This window comes from Lysinibacillus sp. GW823-FHT06C08 (assembly GCF_058795135.1).
Genome location: NZ_JBXAHN010000013.1, coordinates 39,474 through 58,411, shown reverse-complemented (window position 1 = coordinate 58,411; position 18,938 = coordinate 39,474). Strand labels below are relative to the sequence as shown.

At 36.2% G+C, this 18,938-nt stretch carries 21 protein-coding genes; 12 read left to right on the top strand and 9 right to left on the bottom strand.

The features are described 5' to 3' along the window. The first annotated feature begins 113 nt into the window (after positions 1 to 113). Entirely contained in the window at positions 114 to 539 is a 426-nt protein-coding gene (locus tag AC1Q6O_RS21440; RefSeq protein WP_090001429.1) for a stage III sporulation protein AH, read from the top strand. A 300-nt stretch (positions 540 to 839) separates the two neighbouring features. Here AC1Q6O_RS21440 and AC1Q6O_RS21435 read toward each other — a convergent pair whose 3' ends face one another. Further along, the gene (locus tag AC1Q6O_RS21435; protein WP_008177795.1) at positions 840 to 1,748 is read right to left on the bottom strand and encodes an ABC transporter ATP-binding protein; all 909 of its coding nucleotides are present in this window, start codon (positions 1,746 to 1,748) and stop codon (positions 840 to 842) included. Further along, positions 1,748 to 2,434 carry an ABC transporter permease gene (locus AC1Q6O_RS21430; protein ID WP_008177797.1) on the bottom strand — a complete coding sequence of 229 codons (687 nt, stop codon included), beginning with the start codon at positions 2,432 to 2,434 and terminating at the stop codon, positions 1,748 to 1,750. Before AC1Q6O_RS21430 ends, AC1Q6O_RS21435 begins: the two co-directional genes overlap by 1 nt. A 225-nt stretch (positions 2,435 to 2,659) precedes the next feature. Between AC1Q6O_RS21430 and AC1Q6O_RS21425 the strand changes: the two genes are divergently transcribed. Next, complete coding sequence (locus tag AC1Q6O_RS21425) at positions 2,660 to 3,391, top strand: response regulator transcription factor (protein WP_492402169.1); 732 nt, start codon at positions 2,660 to 2,662, stop codon at positions 3,389 to 3,391. Beyond that, positions 3,388 to 5,109 (top strand): sensor histidine kinase, encoded by a 1,722-nt coding sequence (locus AC1Q6O_RS21420; protein WP_492402167.1) that lies wholly within the window; start codon positions 3,388 to 3,390, stop codon positions 5,107 to 5,109. Before AC1Q6O_RS21425 ends, AC1Q6O_RS21420 begins: the two co-directional genes overlap by 4 nt. Positions 5,110 to 5,167: 58 nt before the next feature. Here AC1Q6O_RS21420 and AC1Q6O_RS21415 read toward each other — a convergent pair whose 3' ends face one another. After that, positions 5,168 to 5,935 carry a sulfite exporter TauE/SafE family protein gene (locus tag AC1Q6O_RS21415; protein WP_089986494.1) on the bottom strand — a complete coding sequence of 256 codons (768 nt, stop codon included), beginning with the start codon at positions 5,933 to 5,935 and terminating at the stop codon, positions 5,168 to 5,170. Positions 5,936 to 6,039: 104 nt separating this feature from the next. Between AC1Q6O_RS21415 and AC1Q6O_RS21410 the strand changes: the two genes are divergently transcribed. The 3 genes from AC1Q6O_RS21410 to AC1Q6O_RS21400 all read left to right on the top strand — a co-directional run bounded on the left by AC1Q6O_RS21410 (position 6,040) and on the right by AC1Q6O_RS21400 (position 8,609). Further along, entirely contained in the window at positions 6,040 to 6,918 is an 879-nt protein-coding gene (locus AC1Q6O_RS21410; protein WP_107922274.1) for a LysR family transcriptional regulator, read from the top strand. Positions 6,919 to 7,177: 259 nt separating this feature from the next. Further along, positions 7,178 to 7,693: a GrpB family protein gene (locus tag AC1Q6O_RS21405; protein WP_492402164.1), complete on the top strand. Its 516-nt coding sequence runs from the start codon at positions 7,178 to 7,180 to the stop codon at positions 7,691 to 7,693. 259 nt (positions 7,694 to 7,952) lie between these two features. Continuing rightward, positions 7,953 to 8,609 (top strand): Type 1 glutamine amidotransferase-like domain-containing protein, encoded by a 657-nt coding sequence (locus AC1Q6O_RS21400; RefSeq protein ID WP_090001440.1) that lies wholly within the window; start codon positions 7,953 to 7,955, stop codon positions 8,607 to 8,609. Between the two features lie 347 nt (positions 8,610 to 8,956). Here the strand turns inward: AC1Q6O_RS21400 and AC1Q6O_RS21395 are convergent, their stop codons facing one another. Further along, the gene (locus AC1Q6O_RS21395; RefSeq protein ID WP_090001441.1) at positions 8,957 to 9,856 is read right to left on the bottom strand and encodes a PhzF family phenazine biosynthesis protein; all 900 of its coding nucleotides are present in this window, start codon (positions 9,854 to 9,856) and stop codon (positions 8,957 to 8,959) included. 91 nt (positions 9,857 to 9,947) lie between these two features. On the opposite strand from AC1Q6O_RS21395, the gene AC1Q6O_RS21390 reads away from it, so the two are divergent. Next, the gene (locus AC1Q6O_RS21390; protein WP_090001443.1) at positions 9,948 to 10,862 is read left to right on the top strand and encodes a LysR family transcriptional regulator; all 915 of its coding nucleotides are present in this window, start codon (positions 9,948 to 9,950) and stop codon (positions 10,860 to 10,862) included. 89 nt (positions 10,863 to 10,951) lie between these two features. On the opposite strand, the gene AC1Q6O_RS21385 is transcribed toward AC1Q6O_RS21390, so the two are convergent. After that, a complete protein-coding gene (locus tag AC1Q6O_RS21385) occupies positions 10,952 to 11,863 on the bottom strand; it encodes a DNA-3-methyladenine glycosylase 2 (RefSeq protein ID WP_090001445.1) in 912 nt (303 codons plus the stop codon). 164 nt (positions 11,864 to 12,027) lie between these two features. Between AC1Q6O_RS21385 and AC1Q6O_RS21380 the strand changes: the two genes are divergently transcribed. The 5 genes from AC1Q6O_RS21380 (at position 12,028) to AC1Q6O_RS21360 (ending at position 15,682) form a co-directional block, all read left to right on the top strand. Beyond that, positions 12,028 to 12,741, top strand: coding sequence for a 2OG-Fe(II) oxygenase (locus tag AC1Q6O_RS21380; protein ID WP_090001447.1), 714 nt, complete (start codon positions 12,028 to 12,030; stop codon positions 12,739 to 12,741). Positions 12,742 to 12,828: 87 nt separating this feature from the next. Beyond that, a complete protein-coding gene (locus tag AC1Q6O_RS21375) occupies positions 12,829 to 13,467 on the top strand; it encodes a bifunctional transcriptional activator/DNA repair enzyme AdaA (RefSeq protein WP_090001449.1) in 639 nt (212 codons plus the stop codon). Next, a complete protein-coding gene (adaB, locus tag AC1Q6O_RS21370; RefSeq protein ID WP_090001451.1) occupies positions 13,451 to 13,984 on the top strand; it encodes a methylated-DNA--[protein]-cysteine S-methyltransferase in 534 nt (177 codons plus the stop codon). Before AC1Q6O_RS21375 ends, adaB begins: the two co-directional genes overlap by 17 nt. Before the next feature lie 36 nt (positions 13,985 to 14,020). Further along, complete coding sequence (locus AC1Q6O_RS21365) at positions 14,021 to 14,839, top strand: SPL family radical SAM protein (protein ID WP_090001453.1); 819 nt, start codon at positions 14,021 to 14,023, stop codon at positions 14,837 to 14,839. A 609-nt stretch (positions 14,840 to 15,448) separates the two neighbouring features. Next, complete coding sequence (locus AC1Q6O_RS21360; protein ID WP_043990338.1) at positions 15,449 to 15,682, top strand: site-specific integrase; 234 nt, start codon at positions 15,449 to 15,451, stop codon at positions 15,680 to 15,682. A 427-nt stretch (positions 15,683 to 16,109) separates the two neighbouring features. Here AC1Q6O_RS21360 and AC1Q6O_RS21355 read toward each other — a convergent pair whose 3' ends face one another. From AC1Q6O_RS21355 to AC1Q6O_RS21340, 4 genes are all read right to left on the bottom strand, one after another. Next, complete coding sequence (locus AC1Q6O_RS21355; protein ID WP_090001455.1) at positions 16,110 to 17,066, bottom strand: acetyl-CoA carboxylase carboxyltransferase subunit alpha; 957 nt, start codon at positions 17,064 to 17,066, stop codon at positions 16,110 to 16,112. Beyond that, on the bottom strand, positions 17,059 to 17,907 hold the full coding sequence (accD, locus tag AC1Q6O_RS21350) for an acetyl-CoA carboxylase, carboxyltransferase subunit beta (RefSeq protein ID WP_089986506.1): 849 nt from the start codon (positions 17,905 to 17,907) through the stop codon (positions 17,059 to 17,061). The genes AC1Q6O_RS21355 and accD overlap by 8 nt, the downstream gene beginning before the upstream one ends. A gap of 383 nt (positions 17,908 to 18,290) precedes the next feature. Then, on the bottom strand, positions 18,291 to 18,419 hold the full coding sequence (locus AC1Q6O_RS21345) for a hypothetical protein (protein ID WP_008177494.1): 129 nt from the start codon (positions 18,417 to 18,419) through the stop codon (positions 18,291 to 18,293). Between the two features lie 17 nt (positions 18,420 to 18,436). Beyond that, positions 18,437 to 18,565 carry a hypothetical protein gene (locus tag AC1Q6O_RS21340; RefSeq protein ID WP_008177496.1) on the bottom strand — a complete coding sequence of 43 codons (129 nt, stop codon included), beginning with the start codon at positions 18,563 to 18,565 and terminating at the stop codon, positions 18,437 to 18,439. Positions 18,566 to 18,938 lie beyond the last annotated feature (373 nt).

The window sequence follows — 18,938 nt, the reverse complement described above, 5'->3', positions numbered from 1 at the left end:
TCAAAATCATGGAGTTGCTACCCGCAGCTCTTTTTTTATGGGGCATCTAGCGATGTTTGATTGAAATAGAGCGCTTTGAATTGAGTATAGAAAATGTGGAGGAATGAAAATTGATGATGATTACTGAAAATATAATGGAGCAACGCTATCAACATCTTATCGATATACTTGCGAAACGATGTAACCGCTTTGCCTTTGTTGAGAACAGACAATTGATGGAAAATGAAGAATTACGGTTAGCCGCTGTTGATGGGCTATTGGCTCCTATTAAAAGTCAGCTTATCGAAAGAAAGGTTCAAAATGAATGGGAGACGACAACGCTTGGCGAAAATACGGCATTTGTTTATTATTTTCTATTAAATGATACGACTGCTCAATTTTTGAAGGAGCGTACCGACTCACTTTTTGGTTGGATTACGCCAGAATTACCGGAGGATTTAATGTTTTATGACGATGAACAATGTTTATTAGCAGCTTGCTCGCACGAGGGTTTCTTCTGGATGGATGAAAAGGTATGGGACCGTTTTTTATTAAGCTAAAGATGTATTCTTGTTACTTAATATAATGAAAAATAAGGGGGAGTACTTTATGTTATTTATACTGTTGTTTGTTATACCAGTATTAGGAGTTTTATATTTTTTAAATTTTACTACTTTTTTAAAGAAACTAATAAATGGAAAAAATACGTATAATCAAAATGTACTAGGAGCAATTTTAACCTTTATGCTGATCTTTACAATCATGTACTGCTTTGCTGGACTCCATTAATGGTTTAACGAGAAAATACCAAAAGCACGAATACGTAAGCAACTCCTTTAAAAGTAGTTGCTTACGTATTGTTAGTCATTCATAAATATCTCTTCTAATGAAGGTCGATTTGTTTGAATATCAAAAATGTCTGTATCAAATTTACATAAGGAATGCACAATGCTAGCAATATCTGATTCATCACGTATTGCCACAGTAATGTGTTGATTATCCGAATAGTTAATCGTCGTCCAAGCTTCGATTTCTTCGCGAGCATGACGGTACAACGTGTCATTTTTAGGTAAGAGCTTAATAGTTGTTTCAATAGTAGTCTGAAATTGCTTTTGTAATTGATCGATGGTTCCTAGACCTGAAATAATGCCGTTTTTCATAATAGCAATCCGGCTGCATAGCTTTTCCACTTCATTTAAATTATGTGATGTCATAAAAATAGTTTTGTTTTGACTGGCTAATGTTCGTATGAATTTTTGCATCTCTAACGCAGATTCCGGGTCCATCCCCGAAGTAGGCTCATCTAGGAAAATTAAATCTGGATTTCCGACGACAGCCTGTGCGACGCCTAGCTTCTTTTTCATCCCGAACGAGAATTTTTTTGTTTTAACATGGACCGCATTCTTTAAGCCTACCTGCTCTAATAAATCTACACATTGTTGTTTAGTTACCTTGTGCTTTTGTAATTTTGCAAAAAATTGAAGATGTTCCAGAGCAGTATCATTGCCATAAAACTCGGTATAGTCTGGTAGAACACCCACCTTGTGTTTCACACGATCAAGCTGATTGTTAGGTACACCTAAAATTCGAAATTGCCCACTAGTTGGAAGAACAATCCCTGTAAGCATATTAATGAAAGTTGTTTTCCCTGCACCGTTTCTTCCTAAAAAGCCAAAGATTTCTCCCTCCTGTACTTGTAAATCGATGCCCCGTACAACTAAATGCTTGTGATAGGATTTTTTTAAATCCATTGTTTCAATTACGGTCATTACAAATCCCTCCTATGAAGACTAAGTATCGAGACTCCTACCATAATAGCTGCAAATAACAGAACAACGAGCCATCCCCATGTTCCGCCCTCAAGCATATAATGATACGGAGTCATATATTTAATGATTTTTAACCAGAGTTTTTCTGAAAAAAGGCTCCATAAACCGAATATAGGAATAGCCATACTAATTAGTAATCCAATAAACATGGACATCGATCGCTTAGGAATGAGACATGATAGTAGCACACATAATGATACGATGTACGCTAGCATAACAAATAAGCTACCGAATGTTTTAATATAAAATTCATGAGAAAAGAATGCGATTATACTAAATGACGCTAATAAGCAAATAAACCAGTATGAAAAAATTCCTAATAATTTGCCTACAATAATAGAAGATCGAGATGTTTTGGTTACTAGGAACCGAATTGTCCTACTTTCTGTTTCCCTATTAATGGTGTCGTGAAATAAAGAAAAGATAAATAAAAAGCCCATTATATAAATTAGAAATACCAGTCCACTTACATAGCCAGCCTCAGCAAATTTAATGCCAGTAAGGAGACTGCTATTTGTGACAAAATCAGATAAATAATAGGAGACGGCAATAAAAATGCCAATCGTAATAAGTGAAAAGATACTGCGAAATGATTGAATAAACTCCTTTTTCCAAATAGCAATCATAGTGGTTCCTCCATAATAGAAATATATTTTTAACACTCTCTAGAGTATAAAGGCTGATTTTTACGTAAACCGAAACGGTGGATGACATGTTAATAAACTTTTTTGAACGCTGTTTATGTTCTGTTTATATTCGCTTTGTAGTGGTGACAAACTAGCAGTATTATTCATTGGAAAAAACATGTTAAAATGAATTCCATGTTAGACGGGAAAGGACAGATTTTAAATATGAATTTACAAGATGTGGCCATTTTACTTGTTGATGATGAATCAGCCATTTTAGATATGTTACAAATGGTTTTAACGAAAGAGGGCTTTCGACAAATAGATCGTGCAAGTACTGCTCAAGAAGCGTTAAATGCATGTAATAAGAAGCCATACGACATGATTTTATTGGATGTCATGCTGCCAGATAGGAGTGGCTTTGATATTTGTCCATTTATTAGGGAGACAACAGAGGCCCCGATTTTATTTATTACAGCAAAAAACTCAGACTTAGAAAAATTAACAGGCTTTGCTATGGGCGGGGATGATTATATTACAAAACCATTTAACCCATTAGAAATAGTCGCTCGAATGAAAGCCCAACTACGCCGCGTTAAATTATATGAGGAGGAAAGACCACTGCATCTATCTTCAAATATGTTCATTTATGATTTCGGCCGATTCCAGGTGAATGAGCGTGCAGGGGAATTAATTGTGGATGGACAAGTCATTTCTTGTCCCGCTCAGGTCTATCAATTACTACTCTTTTTTTGCAAGCATCCCAATCAAATCTTTACGAAAAGTCAGTTATATGAAGCTGTCTGGGGTGATCATAGCTTTGGGGATGATAATACGGTTACCGTACATATTGGCCGTATACGCGAGAGGATAGAAAAGGACCCGAAGGACCCCGAATTGTTATTAACCATTAGAGGACTAGGCTATAAATTAATTCAAAAAGAGGGGATGGTATGAATCGAATTAGTCGTCGACTTGCCTTTACCTTTATTTCACAAATTGTTTTTGTATTAGTGGCTTTAGCAATAGGTACCATCATTTTTTTAGTGTATGTTGGGTTGCAGTTAGAAAGTAAACCTGAAACACAGCATGTAACAAGTAGAAGCAATAGTACATTAAGGCAAACATTTTCAATTGAAAATGGCCATGTGTCGTTAGATGCTAACAAAATTTCTGATATAGAAAAGCGTGAGGAATGGCTACAAATAATCGATGCTCACGGAAATATGTTGGCCTCTTCCAAACTACCATCTGATGTTCCAACGCATTACGAAGCTGGTCAATTAATAGCCTTTTGGCAAAAAAGCATCCCGTTCCCATACGAGCTCATTATTAGCCAGGAGGAGAAGGGTGGACAAACCTATTTTGTTGTAGTTGGTCAAAAACGTCCTGCACGACAGCTAGCAGAAAAACTTCCAATTGAATGGGATGGAAAGCGCCTCTCTCAGCAAGGGGAGCGGCTATTGGAAGAAACTCACGGAACGCTAGCCATTTATTCAGCGAATGGGGAGATCCTCCAACAATACGGGAATGTGGAAAATCCTCAAGCAAAACTTTCACTCGATCATTTACTTGGGGATGAGGCTGATCAGCTTAGAAATAATGGCAGCCAATATATACATTTTGATGCAGAGAAACAGCAGACATGGGTCATTGAAGTACCATTCGCTGCAGTAAAGGTGGGGGAAGGTAAGCATAATACCTATTTAGGAAAAGCATTTCTTCTATATGGAGTAGCCCTTATTTTATTTATCATCGCCACAGCGTTTTGGTACGGTAAACGTTTTGGGCAACCCGTTCTCTATATTGTTAACTTTATTCAACGATTAGCGGATGGTAATTATCACGAGCAAGAGGTTAAGAAAAAAGATAAATCACTAAATCGTCGTGGTAAGAAGAAGCGGTCCTTCCGTTTATTTCGAGAAATTAATGATTCCTTGAATGAATTGAACCAGCAGCTCAAGCAGAACGAAAAGCTTCGTAAACAAATTGAACAAACTCGCGAAGAGTGGATTGTTGGTGTCTCTCATGATTTGAAAACACCTTTATCTTCTATAAATGGTTATGCGCATGTCCTTGAATCAGCCCCCTACAATTGGTCACAAGAAGAGTTTCAGCAGATTGGGAAAACATTACGTGAAAAATCAACCTTTATGTCTGAATTAATCGATGATTTAAGCTTAACGTATCGCCTAAAAAACAATGCATTGCCCATGGTTCGTCAAACGCAAGAAGTAAACGAAGTCATTCGAAGAGCCGTTATTCATTTTATAAATGATCCGCAATTTACTTCTTATGATATTTCATTTCATGCTTCTGAAGAGCCGATATCATACCCTCTTGATATGAAATGGTTTACGCGTATTATTGATAATATGATTTCTAATGCTATTAAGCATAATCCGACAAATACGAAAATTGCTATTATTGTGCAGAAGGAAAGCGATCATTACTTCACTGTTCGTATTCAGGATAATGGTATTGGAATGGATTCCTCCACGTTAGATCAATTATTTGAACGCTACTATCGTGGTACGAATTCAGAGGAAAATACAAGTGGTTCGGGGTTGGGCATGAGCATCGCTAAACAACTAACAGTAGCCCATGGAGGGGAAATAGCTGCTTCTAGTACTCCTGGAGAGGGTACTGTCATTGTTTTAAAATTTTATTCATGATGGCAGTCCTGCCTTTTATGTCCTTAAATTTTGGATATAAAGGGTAGGACTTGTACATTTATTTTATTAAATCCGTCACAACTTGAACAAGTAAGAATAAAAAAATGATGGGTAATATAATTTGAATCCATTTTGTTTGGATGTAGGGAATAATCTTTAAGCCTAAGAAAGAGCCAGCAATAGAGCCAAGTGAAACAGGAATAGCAATGCCCCAATTAACAATGCCAGTAAAATAATAAAAGAGGAAAGCGCCTGTACAGCTTGATAACGAAATCATTCTTGTTAATTCCACTGCTTTTAAATAATGGTGTTGTTTTTTTAAGAAATAGGTTATATTCATAAGTGCTGAGCCTGGTCCAAAACCTCCGTCATATATTGAAATTGCAAATGGAACAAGCTTGTTAATACGTTGTTCCTCCATTTCCTTGACATCTTTTACAATCCATTTATTACTGCGAAGAACCATCATAAATGCGAAAATTAAGCTTATACAAGCAACCACGTTCATGATTCGCTCCGATAAGAGGATTGCAAATATTGCACCTAAGACACCTCCTAAGCAAGAAACTATCATGAAAGAAAAGTATTTTTTCACAGATAAACGTCCTGTTATAACAAATGAAACTACATTCGATAGGGCTGATATTCCTGTCGCAAATTTATTAACAGCGACCGTTGTATGAATGGGAATGCCAACGAGTAATAAGGAAGGCATCAAAATAAAGCCTGCTGCACCAAACAGAACTCCTATTATGGCCGCGAGTAAACCAATCGTAAATAAAATAAACCCTTTTATTGATAACCATTCCTGTAGTAAAATTTCCATTTCATCACCTCTATCCTTAAATTACTGATAAACTATACATAAAACAAATATATATTTATTACTTATTCATAAATATAATTTATGGATAGAAAGGTGGGAATGGCATGAATTTACATGCTTTGAGAATCTTTACGAATGTAGCCAAACTTGGCGGAATTACTGCAGCAGCGAATAGTATGCTACTCAGTCAGCCTGCGGTTACCATACAAATTCGGAAATTAGAGAATGAAATAGGGGCTAAATTGATTGAAGGCAAAGGGCGTGGCATTCAATTAACTCCAGAGGGGAAGTTTTTATACGAGCAAGGCATGCGTTTATTTTACTTAGAAGCACAAATCGATGAAAAGCTTGGTAAATTTTTAGCCAAGGAAAACAAAATACATATTGCCTCGTCTTATATCCCTATAAATTACATACTTCCGCCTATCATCGCTAAGTACAAGCTTGCTCATCCTCATATTGAATTTTTTGTATCGTTAGGCAATGTGCAATCTGTGGAAGACCAAGTTCTGAATTATGAAGTAGATTTTGGTTTTGTCGTGCAAAGTAAAATCGGTCATACCGATTTACAGTTTGAAAAGGTAGTAGATATCCCGTTTTGGTTTGTCGTCCATCCCTCACATCCTTTAGCCAATCAAACGGTCTCCATGAATGAATTATCGAACGAAGATTTTATATATCGGGAACGCGGCAGCTCGACACTCGATTTATTGGAGTCTATTTTTTACACGTTCAATGCTCCATTACCTAAACTAGGACTTCAAATGCAGGGCTTACATGAATCCATTAAAGTAGTGGAGTCAGGATACGGTATGACTTTAGCTCCGTCCTACAGTGTGTCTGAAAGTATAACAAGTGGAAAATTAGCTCAAGTGTATATTGAGCAGGCAAATATTCAGCAAAGTTTATTTATTTGCTCGCGGAAATCTGATCTAATCGAACAACCATTTATACAATTTTTAAAAGCTCATATAAATGCTTAACTAATAAAACCGTGAAAAAGTACAATGCTGTTTCGGTTGACTCAATTTAATCAATTAAGTACGTAGAGCGAGATATATAGTTAGTAGTAATTGTTGGCAATAAAGAGAAAAAACACGTACATTAACGTTATTAAAATATTTAATTGTTCGTGTTTATAATAATGAAATGCGAATTGTTCATCGGCTGGACACGTTTGCTTTTTCGTAAAACACGAACATTATAAAATATTGGTTATTGAAGTGGTTAGGAGGAAATACTTTGCGAAAACTAGTAGTCAGTTTGTACAATGAGCAATGGATTCAACTGTTTATGGAAGAGGCTGAAAAACTGAATTTTATATTTAAAAATGAAATCATAGACATCTATCATATAGGAAGTACCTCTGTTCCTGGGTTAAAGTCTAAACCAATCATAGACATCCTGCCTGTTGTGAAAGATATTCATCACGTTGATAATTTCAATTTGGAGATGCAAAAAATTGGGTATGTTGCTAAAGGGGAAAATGGAATAGCTCAGCGTAGATACTTTCAAAAAGGTGGTGATAATCGCACGCATCACGTTCACTTTTATCAGATTGGAAGCGGTGAAATCACAAGGCATCTGGCCTTTCGGGATTATTTAATATCACATCCTGATGAAATGAAGCTTTATGGAGATTTAAAGGAAAGATTAGCACAACAATTTTCTAATAACATGAAGTCATACATAGCTGGGAAAGATTATTTTGCTAAAGAATTAGAACGAAAAGCATTGGCATGGTATGACGGACGATAATCTAGAGGCTGTCATAGACAGCTTTTTTAACTAAACCTGTTAGTTGAGGGGGATGGCAAGTTGGCGGATTTCCAATCCCAATTCATATTTGCTTCAAAGAATTATAGTTGATGTACTTATGAAGAGGGTAACTGGGAATGTATTATTTTGGAAAAATTTGATAAAATTAATTTACAATCATTACTATTAGTACCACAAGCAGAACATATTGAGCTTATTGTGTAAGTGATAAGAAACAGAATGAGTAACGGAGGTACACATGAAAACACACTATTATTTAGGTTGGTTTAATGATTTTTTTCCAGAGAATCTAGGCAGGGTGTTACAGGAGGATATAACTGATAGAAAATCGCTTGCTATGATTAGCTCGAATCCACTTTTGTATGAAGAGGAGGGTGCTACTGAACGCTCATGGCTTGACCAAGCAGGTATTCTATTCGATGACTATCATTTAATTAATTATCACGTACAGAAGGAAGATGCCCAAGCCTTTATTCGAAATGCGTCAGCCATTTTCTTGTTAGGTGGAGATACTCTTAAACAAAATGAGTTTTTACTAGACTATGAATTGTCGGATTTGATTAAAAAAAGCAGGGCTGTTGTAATGGGGGCAAGTGCTGGAGCTATCAATATGTCCGCTAAATGGTTATGCTCAAAAAACTTTGGCTATCCAGTTGAAAAAAGCACTTTATACGACGGAATTGGTCTTGACAATTTTTCCATCCTGTCGCATTTTGATCTTGAAAATAACATGGAGTTGGTGCAAGACGAGCTGACTGCTTTATCGGAAGAAATAAATATTTATGCGTCGAACAAGGATTGCGCTGTACGTGTAAAGGGAGGCAACATCGACATTTTAGGCAATGTCTATTTAATGTCCCACACCAAAATTCAGAAATTGGATGAGACGCTCTAGCTATGGTGAAATTATGCAAAGTTAAAGCGTGTTTGGATCAAACTTATGTCCAAAACACGCTCTTTTCTTTTTTTAATATCAATTTGATCAAACCTTGGCAACAAAAAGTTTAGGCTTTATCATGAAGTGTACTTTTTGTTCGAGATGGGTCTAGAAATTGTGGAGAGTTATAGTAGTACCACATTGATATGATTGGTAATGGTTTGAGGTACCTTCTTTGACTTTAAAATGTGTTTCCACCAAAAATAAAACTTCTCTAAATGCGCAAAAAGCGAAGAATTTAGAGAAGTTTATTCTATCTCGGAATTAAATACTAAAAATTCAGAAAATAATATATATATTGCTCTTTATACAAATATTTTTCCTTCAATGGAAACAACTGCAGCTCCTGCTACTTCAATAACAGCATTCTCCGCATCAGGTGTAATCGTTACATAAAGAATCCCTGGTCTATTGATCGTATGTCCTTGACCAATCATTAATTGATGTCTTTCTTGTTGAGCTAGTATATTCTCAAGATATAAATAACCGCCTAATGCACCGTTTGCCGCACCTGTAACTGGATCTTCATCAATTCCTATATTGGGGCAAAAATCTCTTGTGTAAATATCAAATTGCCCATTTGTGTCAAAGGTAAAGAGGTGAGTGGTTGAAATGTTAAAATCATTGTTCATCTTTTTAAGCTCGTTTAAGTTAGGCTCTGCTTGGTCAATTGCTTGACGGGTCTTCACTGGAACCATAAGATGTGGGACACCTGTATTCGCTATTTTTATTGGAAATCTATCATCAAGGTCTGTTTCATGTATACCTACAAGATCCGCAACGACTGCTGGGCTAATGTCGATACTTTTTACTTGGGGACGTACTTGAGTCATAGATACTCGCGTTAATTGATTATTTTCCATCAGCCATTTTACGGGAATTAGGCCTATATTGGATTCAAAGACTATTTTATCGTCCTTATCCATCCAATTGTACTTAGTAGCCATTAACCATGCTGTACCTAATGTGGCATGACCGCAAAAATCAACCTCTTTGGTTGGTGTAAAATACCTTATTTTATAATTGGCATTAGCATTCGATGTCGGTAAAAGAAAGGCCGTCTCCGAAAGGTTTAATTCATTCGCTATTTTTTGCATGTCCTCGTCTGTTAAGTTTTCTGCATTCGGTATAACGCCTGCCGGATTCCCTCCAAAAGTTTCTGTTGTGAAAGCATCTACATAAAAGAACTCTATCTTTTTAGTCATGACTATCTCCTCCTTTATTCTAAGATTATTGTATTATGATAGAATTAATAAGTAAAATTCATGTTTTTGATCATCAACATGAGGAAGTCGAATGGAAAGATTAATCGTACATGGGGGTTATATTGTGAACCTGTTGCAAATAGAAATATTCGTCAAAGTAGTCGATATAGGTAACTTCACAAGAGCAGGGGAAATTTTGGCGATGACACAATCCGGAATCAGTCATAATATCGCTTCTTTAGAGTCAGAACTCGGTATTACACTTTTGAATAGAGGGAGAAATGGAATCTCATTAACAGATAGTGGAGAACGTATTATAAAACATATGAGAAATATCCTATCAGAAGCTGAAAGCATTAAACAAGAAACCGCTTCCATTTTAGGTATACAAAATGGAAAAATAAATATTGGTAGTTTTTCAAGCTTCTCATCAAAATTGTTGCCTACTATCATATCAAGGTTTAGAGGAGAATTTAAGGGAATTGAAATAAACTTTTATGATGGCAGCTATGATCAAATAACGCGTTGGGTAGAAGAGGGGAAAGTGGATATTGGTTTCACGTCTTTAAGTAACCCCTTGGATCATTTGAAGACAATTCCTATATTAAACGATAGATTGGTCCTCACATTACCAATTCATCATCATCTTGCAATAAATGGACAAGTAAAAGTGGAAGATCTTCAGGGGGAGGCTTTTATTATGCCCAAGCTAGGATGTGAGGTAAGTGTTATGAAATTTTTAAAGGAACAAGAAGTTTCCCCAAACATCCAGTTTAATGTGGAAGATAATCAAACTATCATTGCAATGGTACGGGAAGGATTAGGCATTACCATCATGCCAGAGCTAGCTTTACCCTATAATTTACAAGGTACCATTGTAAAACCTCTCTTACCCGAACCTTCCCGTGAAATAAGCATTATTACTCGATCAAAGAAGCAATCCCTTCCTGCTGTCAAAGCGTTTATAAAGACAACGATGGATTGTATAGAAGATTTACAGCTTTAATATGAATTTAGAAACGAAGAGGCAGAGAGCATGTTTTGATTCATTTTTTCAAAGCATGCTCTTTATAATTGGTCTCAAATAGAATTTATTTAGTAAAGGACACGCCATAAATAAAAGGTGGCGTAGGATTCCCAGTTTTTCCATGGTATCGATAATTCCGTGATTTCATCTTTCGTCGGCTTTCGATTCATATTTTGTAATAGTTTTATCGAATTAATAAGACCCACATCATCGATTGGAAAGGCTGTCTGGAACCTAAGGCAGCGCATTAAAACATAATTGGCTGTCCAAGGGCCAATTCCTCGTATTTTAATTAAGCTTTTTTCAGCATCTTTAAAATCCATTTTCATTAATTTTTCCTTCGACAATTCTTCACTTGCCATTAATTTCGCAATGCCAATGATATATTCGCTTTTTTTCACCGTCATTTTAATATCTGCAAGGTCTGAGGGTGTTAACTGTGCAATTCTTTCGTACGATGGGAACACCCAATATTTATTACCATTCCATTCGATGAAATCGCCAAATTTTTCTACAAATTGCCTCTTTAAGATGTACGCGAAGGCTAAGTTAATTTGTTGGCCTAAAACTCCCCAGCATAAAGCTTCAAATAAATCAGGAATGCCAATTACTCGTAATCCATAGAAGTTTCGGGCAGGTACTTTAAGTAAAGGATCTGCTTTTGCCATTTCATAAAAGGGTGTTAAATCGTTATTAAGATCAAACCACTCATCCATAAATTTGACAATCTCTTCGCATTTCCACCTCTCAATAGGTTTAGATTCATTTAAGAATTGAACAAGCATTTGTTTATTATTAATGAAGTTTATCTGTACTAAGGACCGAATTTCACCGATAGTTATTACTTTTGTAATGCTATCATTCTCTATTTCATACATGCATTCATTCTGTTCTCTTGATAGATAGCCTAGATTGGCATTCATGTTGAACTGTTCAGGTAGGGTAATGACAATACCATTCTTGACTTCATGCCATATCATTTTTTTCATTCTCCTTTACAAAATACATTGATGTCATTTTTACTTTATCACATCATCATCTTTAGTAATTTTGTTATCTTGCTATTACATTCTAAACACCTTATTTTTTTCAATGGATGAGGTTATAGTGTTAGTTATCAAGAATGCTAAATAGGAGGGATAACATGATACAGGACATAAAGGCACGTGTCGAAAACTTAGATTGGGAGTCCATTCAAAATGAATTAGATGAGCAAGGTTTTGCAAAGCTTCCAGCAATTTTAACAAAAGAGGAATGTGAATTTTTCATGGAAATGTATGGGGAGGAAGAGTCCTACAGAACGACAATCAATATGACGAGATATCGCTTTGGAAATGGGGAGTACAAATATTTTTCATATCCATTACCCGACATCCTTCAACATTTAAGAGAGTCTTTTTATTTAGAATTAGCGAAAACAGCTAATCGGTGGCTGAGCTATTTAAAGAAAACGGAGCAGTATCCAGAACAACTTCAAGATTTTTTGAATACCTGTGAGGAGTTTAATCAAACGAGACCGACACCTTTACTATTAAAGTACGAAACAGGCGGATTTAATTGTTTGCATCACGATTTATATGGCGATCTATTTTTTCCGTTTCAAGTAGTGTTTGTATTAAATCAACGTGAGAAAGACTTTTCCGGTGGAGAATCTTTATTAGTAGAACAAATCCCACGTGCCCAAAGCAGGGGACATGTCATTACGTTAGAGCAAGGCAGTGCACTTATTTTTCCAACTAACCACAGACCTGTTCTCGGTAAAAAGGGTTATTATAAAAATACAGTACGGCACGGTGTAAGCACGGTTATTTCGGGAGAACGATATGGCCTTGGAATCATTTTTCACGATTCTAAATAAACATTAAATTTCAATATGTTGCTATTTCATTCTTTGAAATGTCCATTTTGAATGGATAGGGAGTATATTATAAGTTGAGGTGAGAAAATGCCAGATAGAATGGATCACGGCCACAAAGAGAGCTACACTCAAAGTCATTCGAATGATGTAGAACTGATAACAGAAGAGAAATGGCAAGCCATTATAAATAATGATATAACGTACAATAATCAATTTTTTTACGCTGTGAAGTCAACAGGGATATTTTGTAAGCCTTCTTGTAAATCACGCGTTCCGAAAAAAGAAAATGTATGTATATTTCAAAACGCAGAACAAGCTCTCCGTGCAAATTTTCGCCCTTGTAAACGGTGCAAGCCTACAAATGAAAATCTACCTGATAGCGAGTGGGTTAATTTAATTACGGAATATATTGATAAAAATTTCACAGAAAAACTAACGCTAGAATCGTTAGCAAGCATTTGTCATGGAAGTCCGTATCATATGCAGCGAACATTTAAAAAGATTAAGGGCATTACGCCAGTTGAGTATATACAGCAAGTTAGAGTTCACGTAGCTAAAAAGTATTTGATTCAGACAAATAAAGCGATTGGAGATATCGCCATTTGTGTGGGGATGGCTAATACGCCTTATTTTATTACTTTATTTAAAAAGAAAACGGGCCAGACCCCAGCGCAATTTCGTCAAATGAGGAAGATGGAGGAACAGGACAATGGAAAAATTGAATAAACCAACACTTTACTGGTCTTTACTAAAGTTTAAAGATTGGAACTTCTATATAGCGTCAACGTCAAAGGGTCTTGTGTTTATAGGTTCACAGAACAAACCATTTGAGGAATTAGTCGAATGGGCGACGAAACACTTTCCAGGAAGTCCGCTTGTTGAAAATGCTGAAAAACTTGAGCCCTTTGTCGTTGAAATCACTCAGTATCTAGACGGAAGACGGAAATCCTTTACGATCCCATTTGAGTACGTAGGTACACCATTCCAGCAAGCAGTTTGGCAGGCACTTTGTGATATCCCTTATGGACAGACGAAATCCTATTCTGATATTGCAAATGATATTCATAAACCAGCAGCTGTTCGGGCAGTTGGCACGGCTATTGGGGCTAATCCAGTATTAATTACGGTGCCATGCCATCGCGTAATAGGAAAAAATGGCTCATTAACTGGCTATCGAGGCGGGTTAGAAATGAAAACAATGCTACTTAATCTGGAAAAGCGAGCTTCATTACACATTGAGTAATCTAATTATTGCTGTACAACGATTGGAGATGCCTTCATGAGTAGTGAATTATTCTATAAAAATCCAAAAACCATTCTGAATAAAGGGACTGGCTTCCTTTCCGGATATACGCATTCACTTAATCCTTATACAGGCTGTTCATTTGGGTGTTCCTATTGCTATGTCCGTGAAATGCCAGTATCTCTATTTCGGGAAGGAGAATGGGGAAATTGGGTAGATGTAAAAAATGGAGCTGCACATTTACTAAAAAAAGAACTTCATCGCGCCAAAGCTAAAGGAAATGTAACTATTTTTATGTCATCAAGTACAGATCCATATCAGCCAATAGAGCAAAAGGAAAAGGTGACACGATCTCTACTAGAAGTTATGGTAGAAGATCCACCTGACTTCTTATTAATACAGACTAGAAGCCCACTGGTAAGTCGAGATATCGATTTGCTGCAACAATTGAAGGACAAAGTTCGAGTTAGTATGACGATTGAAACCGATTCTGAAACGATACGAAAACATTTTACTCCAAAGGCACCTCCAATCCAGGCACGCTTTAAAACATTGGGAAAATTAGCAGCTGCAGGCATACCAACCCAAGTTGCTATAGCTCCCATTTTACCAAGTGGGAACCATTTTCCGTTGAAACTAAAGCCATATGTCGATCGGATCTGTATAGATGACTACTTCATGGGCGATGGTAGTGGCGGTAAACGCACACGAAAACTCGGTATTGAAAAGAAATACGCCCAACTTGGTTTAGAGGAATGGTACGGACCACATGTTCTTAAAAATGTATATAACCGATTTATTGAAGTCTTTCCCGAAAATCAAGTGTATGTGAGCCAGGCTGGGTTTGAGCCTTAAAAAGACTGTATTTGGAACGATGAATAGAGATTTGAAAACCATACCAAATAATCATGCAATTAAAGGTTTTATCAAGGGTGCATTTTTTAATTGGAGTTTTAGCTGTAATAGCGAATTATTTAAGGGGATGATGGATTGATACTATGGGTACTATTAATTAATAAGCACGTAAAGTAAAGATGACATCTGTAAATAAAAAACGTTTGGTAACAACAAGCAGGTATAAATAACTTGCTTGTTGTCTTTTCATTAAATTTAATTTAAGCAGAGTCTACAGCATTTATGGTCTAGTGCATATAAAATTTTGTTGTCCTAAACAAAATTAACTGAGCGTTTACTACACTTATTTTTTTAATTCCGTCTCACTATTATTAGTATACTTTTCAATGAAACATAACTTCCTATAATTTATATTATGTAAACTAAAATTATTTGGCGAGGAGGAGGGTTTAGATACGTCAACTATCCATAATATCTGTACTTTTCGACTTGTAATTCTGAAGTTCCTTATAATTTTCATGTGAACGATAACTCTCCTTTTTTACGATAATGGGATGATTTTGTACAGATAATAATTATTGTTTAATACGATATCTGGAGGTTTTATACTTGCAACTACACGCAGCCATCGATGAATTTGTATTGTATATTGAGATTGAAAAAAATTACTCGGAAAATACGGTTACGAGTTATGAATACAATTTACAGCTCTTCTTAAGCTTTTTAACGGACCATGGCTGTTCAACCTGTTTAAATGAGATCACCAAGACCCAAGTACGTCGCTTTATCCAATATTTATTAGGATCATTAAAACAAAAACCTCCTATTTGCTTCTTAAAGTAAAGAAAATATTCTTCATTGTACAGTTGATGTTGAAAAGCAAACCCATAATAAATACTTATTTATTAAGTCGATAGTATAAGGAGAAATAGGCGTTCCGAAAATTTTATGTGACCCTTTTAGTTTTTGTTTCGACACCTAACTTTTGGGGTGCAGTACCGAATTGCCCGATTGTTGAAGATCGTTTATTCAATATAGAAGAAACCCACGAATTTTGAAAAAAGTTTGATCAAAATGCGTGGGTTTTATTTAAATGCGAAGTTATTTTTATCAAACTATATTACAAATAATCGAACTTAATTATAAATGATCAATCTTTTTTACAAACTACAACTCTTTTTTCTTCCATCATTAGGATATTAATTTATTTAAGAAACAATTTTTATCTCTTTACGAACAAATTCACATGTCCAAAAACCTAAAAATGAATTTAAGCTTCTGTATATTGTCCAATCTTTCTGAATTTCTCATAGCGATCCTCAATTAATTGTTCGCCATTTAGAGAATTCAATGCTTTTAGTGTGACGCTTATACATTCTTTTATATAGGATGCTTGCTTCGGAACATTGCGGTGTGCACCACCAGTTATTTCAGGGATTATTCCATCAATAACGTCGAGCTCTTTTAAGTCAGGTGCTGTTATACGCATTGCTTCTGCAGCTTGCTTCCCTAGGCTACCATCTCGCCATAAAATCGATGCAGCCCCTTCAGGCGAGATAACCGAATACGTTGAGTTTTCTAACATAAAGACTCGATTAGCTACGCCTAATGCAATGGCACCACCACTTCCGCCTTCCCCAATAACAATACTAATAACTGGTACTGTTAGAATCGCCATTTCAGCAAGAGTTCTGGCAATGGCTTCACTTGGGCCGCGTTCCTCGGCTGCCTTTCCTGGATAGGCACCTTTCGTATCAATAAAACAAATAATTGGGCGCTTAAATTTCTCAGCCTGCTTCATTAAGCGTAATGCTTTACGATATCCTTCAGGGTGTGGCATACCAAAATTCCGCCGAATATTTTCTTTAGTTGATTTTCCGCGCTGGTGTCCAACAATTGTTACAGGCAGTCCTTCAAAGAGAGCAATTCCTCCAAGAATAGCTGCATCATCACCAAATGTGCGATCTCCATGTAACTCAATAAAGTTTTCACACATAGCTTCTATATATTGTAAAGTTGTTGGTCGTTCTGGATGTCTAGCAACCTGTACACGATCCCATGGCTTCATATTGGCATAAATAGATTGTTCTAGCTGTGTTAGACGTGTTTCAAGCTTTTCGATTTCGCTTGTCATATCTACATCTGCCTCTGTAGCAATCGTTTTTAATTCATCAATTTTTTCTCGTAATTGTATTACTGGTTCTTCAAAAGCTAAATTTTTAGACATGTTGCACACCGCCTTTTGTATGCATTTTTACAAGCATTACTATTTGATTTCGTAAATCCTTCCGATGGAAAACTGCATCAAGCTGACCATGCTCTAGTAAAAACTCTGATTTTTGGAAATCACTTGGTAATTTTTCTCTTAATGTTTCTTCAATGACACGGCGACCAGCAAAGCCAATCAATGCTTGTGGTTCCGCAATATTAATATCTCCAACAGAAGCAAAGCTTGCTGAAACGCCACCGTAAGTAGGGTGCGTCATGATCGAAATAAATAATAGTCCTTCTTCACTATGACGTTTTAATGCCACACTCGTTTTTACCATTTGCATTAATGATAGAATACCTTCTTGCATGCGCGCTCCACCACTAGCAGTAAAGATAATAACCGGTACACGTAATTCAATAGCTTTTTCAACGGCACGTGTGATTTTTTCTCCTACAACGGAGCCCATTGAGCCCATACGGAAATGAGAATCCATAATGGCTACAACAATTTCTTCTCCATCAAGAGTACCTACGCCAGTCAGTACAGCTTCGCTTAATCCCGTTTGTTGTTTAGCCACTGAAATTTTTTCTACATAATCAGGGAAATTAAGTGGATTACTTGTTTGTAAATGATCATCCATTGAAACAAATGAACCTTCATCTAAGAAATATGCTACGCGCTCCTGTGCAGTCATTTTGAAATGATGGTCGCATTTTGTACACACTTTATGATTTTTTTCTAATTCCTTTGTTAACTGAATGTGACGGCATTCTGGACATTTTGTCATAAGTCCTTCTGGAAATCCCTTTTCCTGTCCGTCCTCTTTCTTTTTACTAAAAAAGCTACGTATTGCCATGTTTGACTCCCCCTTTGTTGTCTAAATGCCTTGTTCAGCATTCATCCACTGTTCGTAAGCTTTAAATGCTTCTTTTTCATAGCCAAGCTGCATCGATTTCAACATAGTTTGAATGATTAATTTTTCTTCTTCTGTTGAGTTTCGATTTAAACGGTCATCGCCATAAACTACTAACTGAAACCAGACTTTTAGTGAAAGACGATTTCCTTACGTGATGATTATTTCTCGTAAAACATCCCGACAATTCATCGTACTTTCTATCTCTAGCTTTACAAAAAAACTGCCCCACACTGGTAGTGCTCGCAGAGTTTCTGTACAACTTATAATGCGAATGGCTTCCTTTTCATGAATTGTCGCGTTAATTCGAAATCCTTTTTGATTTTTCATCTTCTAATATAAACATCGACAATATTTCTACGAGCTGATGCTTTTGTAGAAGCTAGAAACGTACCTTCCCCATGTCTCGTTTCAATAAGACCTAATAACTCTAAACTTCGCAATGCCTCTCTCACAGAGGATCGCCCGACACCTAGACGTCTGAAAGGACTCTTTCGGAAGGTGACGTTTCACCAGCCTGTATTTTTTCTATTTTAATAAGTTGTCGTAATTGTTGGACGATATCTAAAAACACTTTCTTTTGTTTGGTTTTTTTATCCATACGATCAACTCCTCGGTCAATCTATTCGCCTTGGAATAATTATTACTGTCGCTTTCCTTTCGCGCAGATAAACAATGCATCCAAAGGCTTTATCTTCATTCAGTAGGTGTTTGGAAACCTACTAAAAAGAAACAAAATCCACCATTTTCAGATGATGGCGTCTCTTACTGAATGAATTCAAAAGTGGTCTGGCCACTTTTGAATTTGGCTTTATCTTACAAAATAATTATTTGAAAGTAAAGAAAAAACTGCATAAAAATTTATGCAGTTTCTAAAATTCCCTTCAATTTCATATTCTTTTCGTCGTTTGTACATATTTTATTTTCACATGAGGTCTACCAAAGCGCTTTTCAAGCGTTCTCTCAATGTAAAG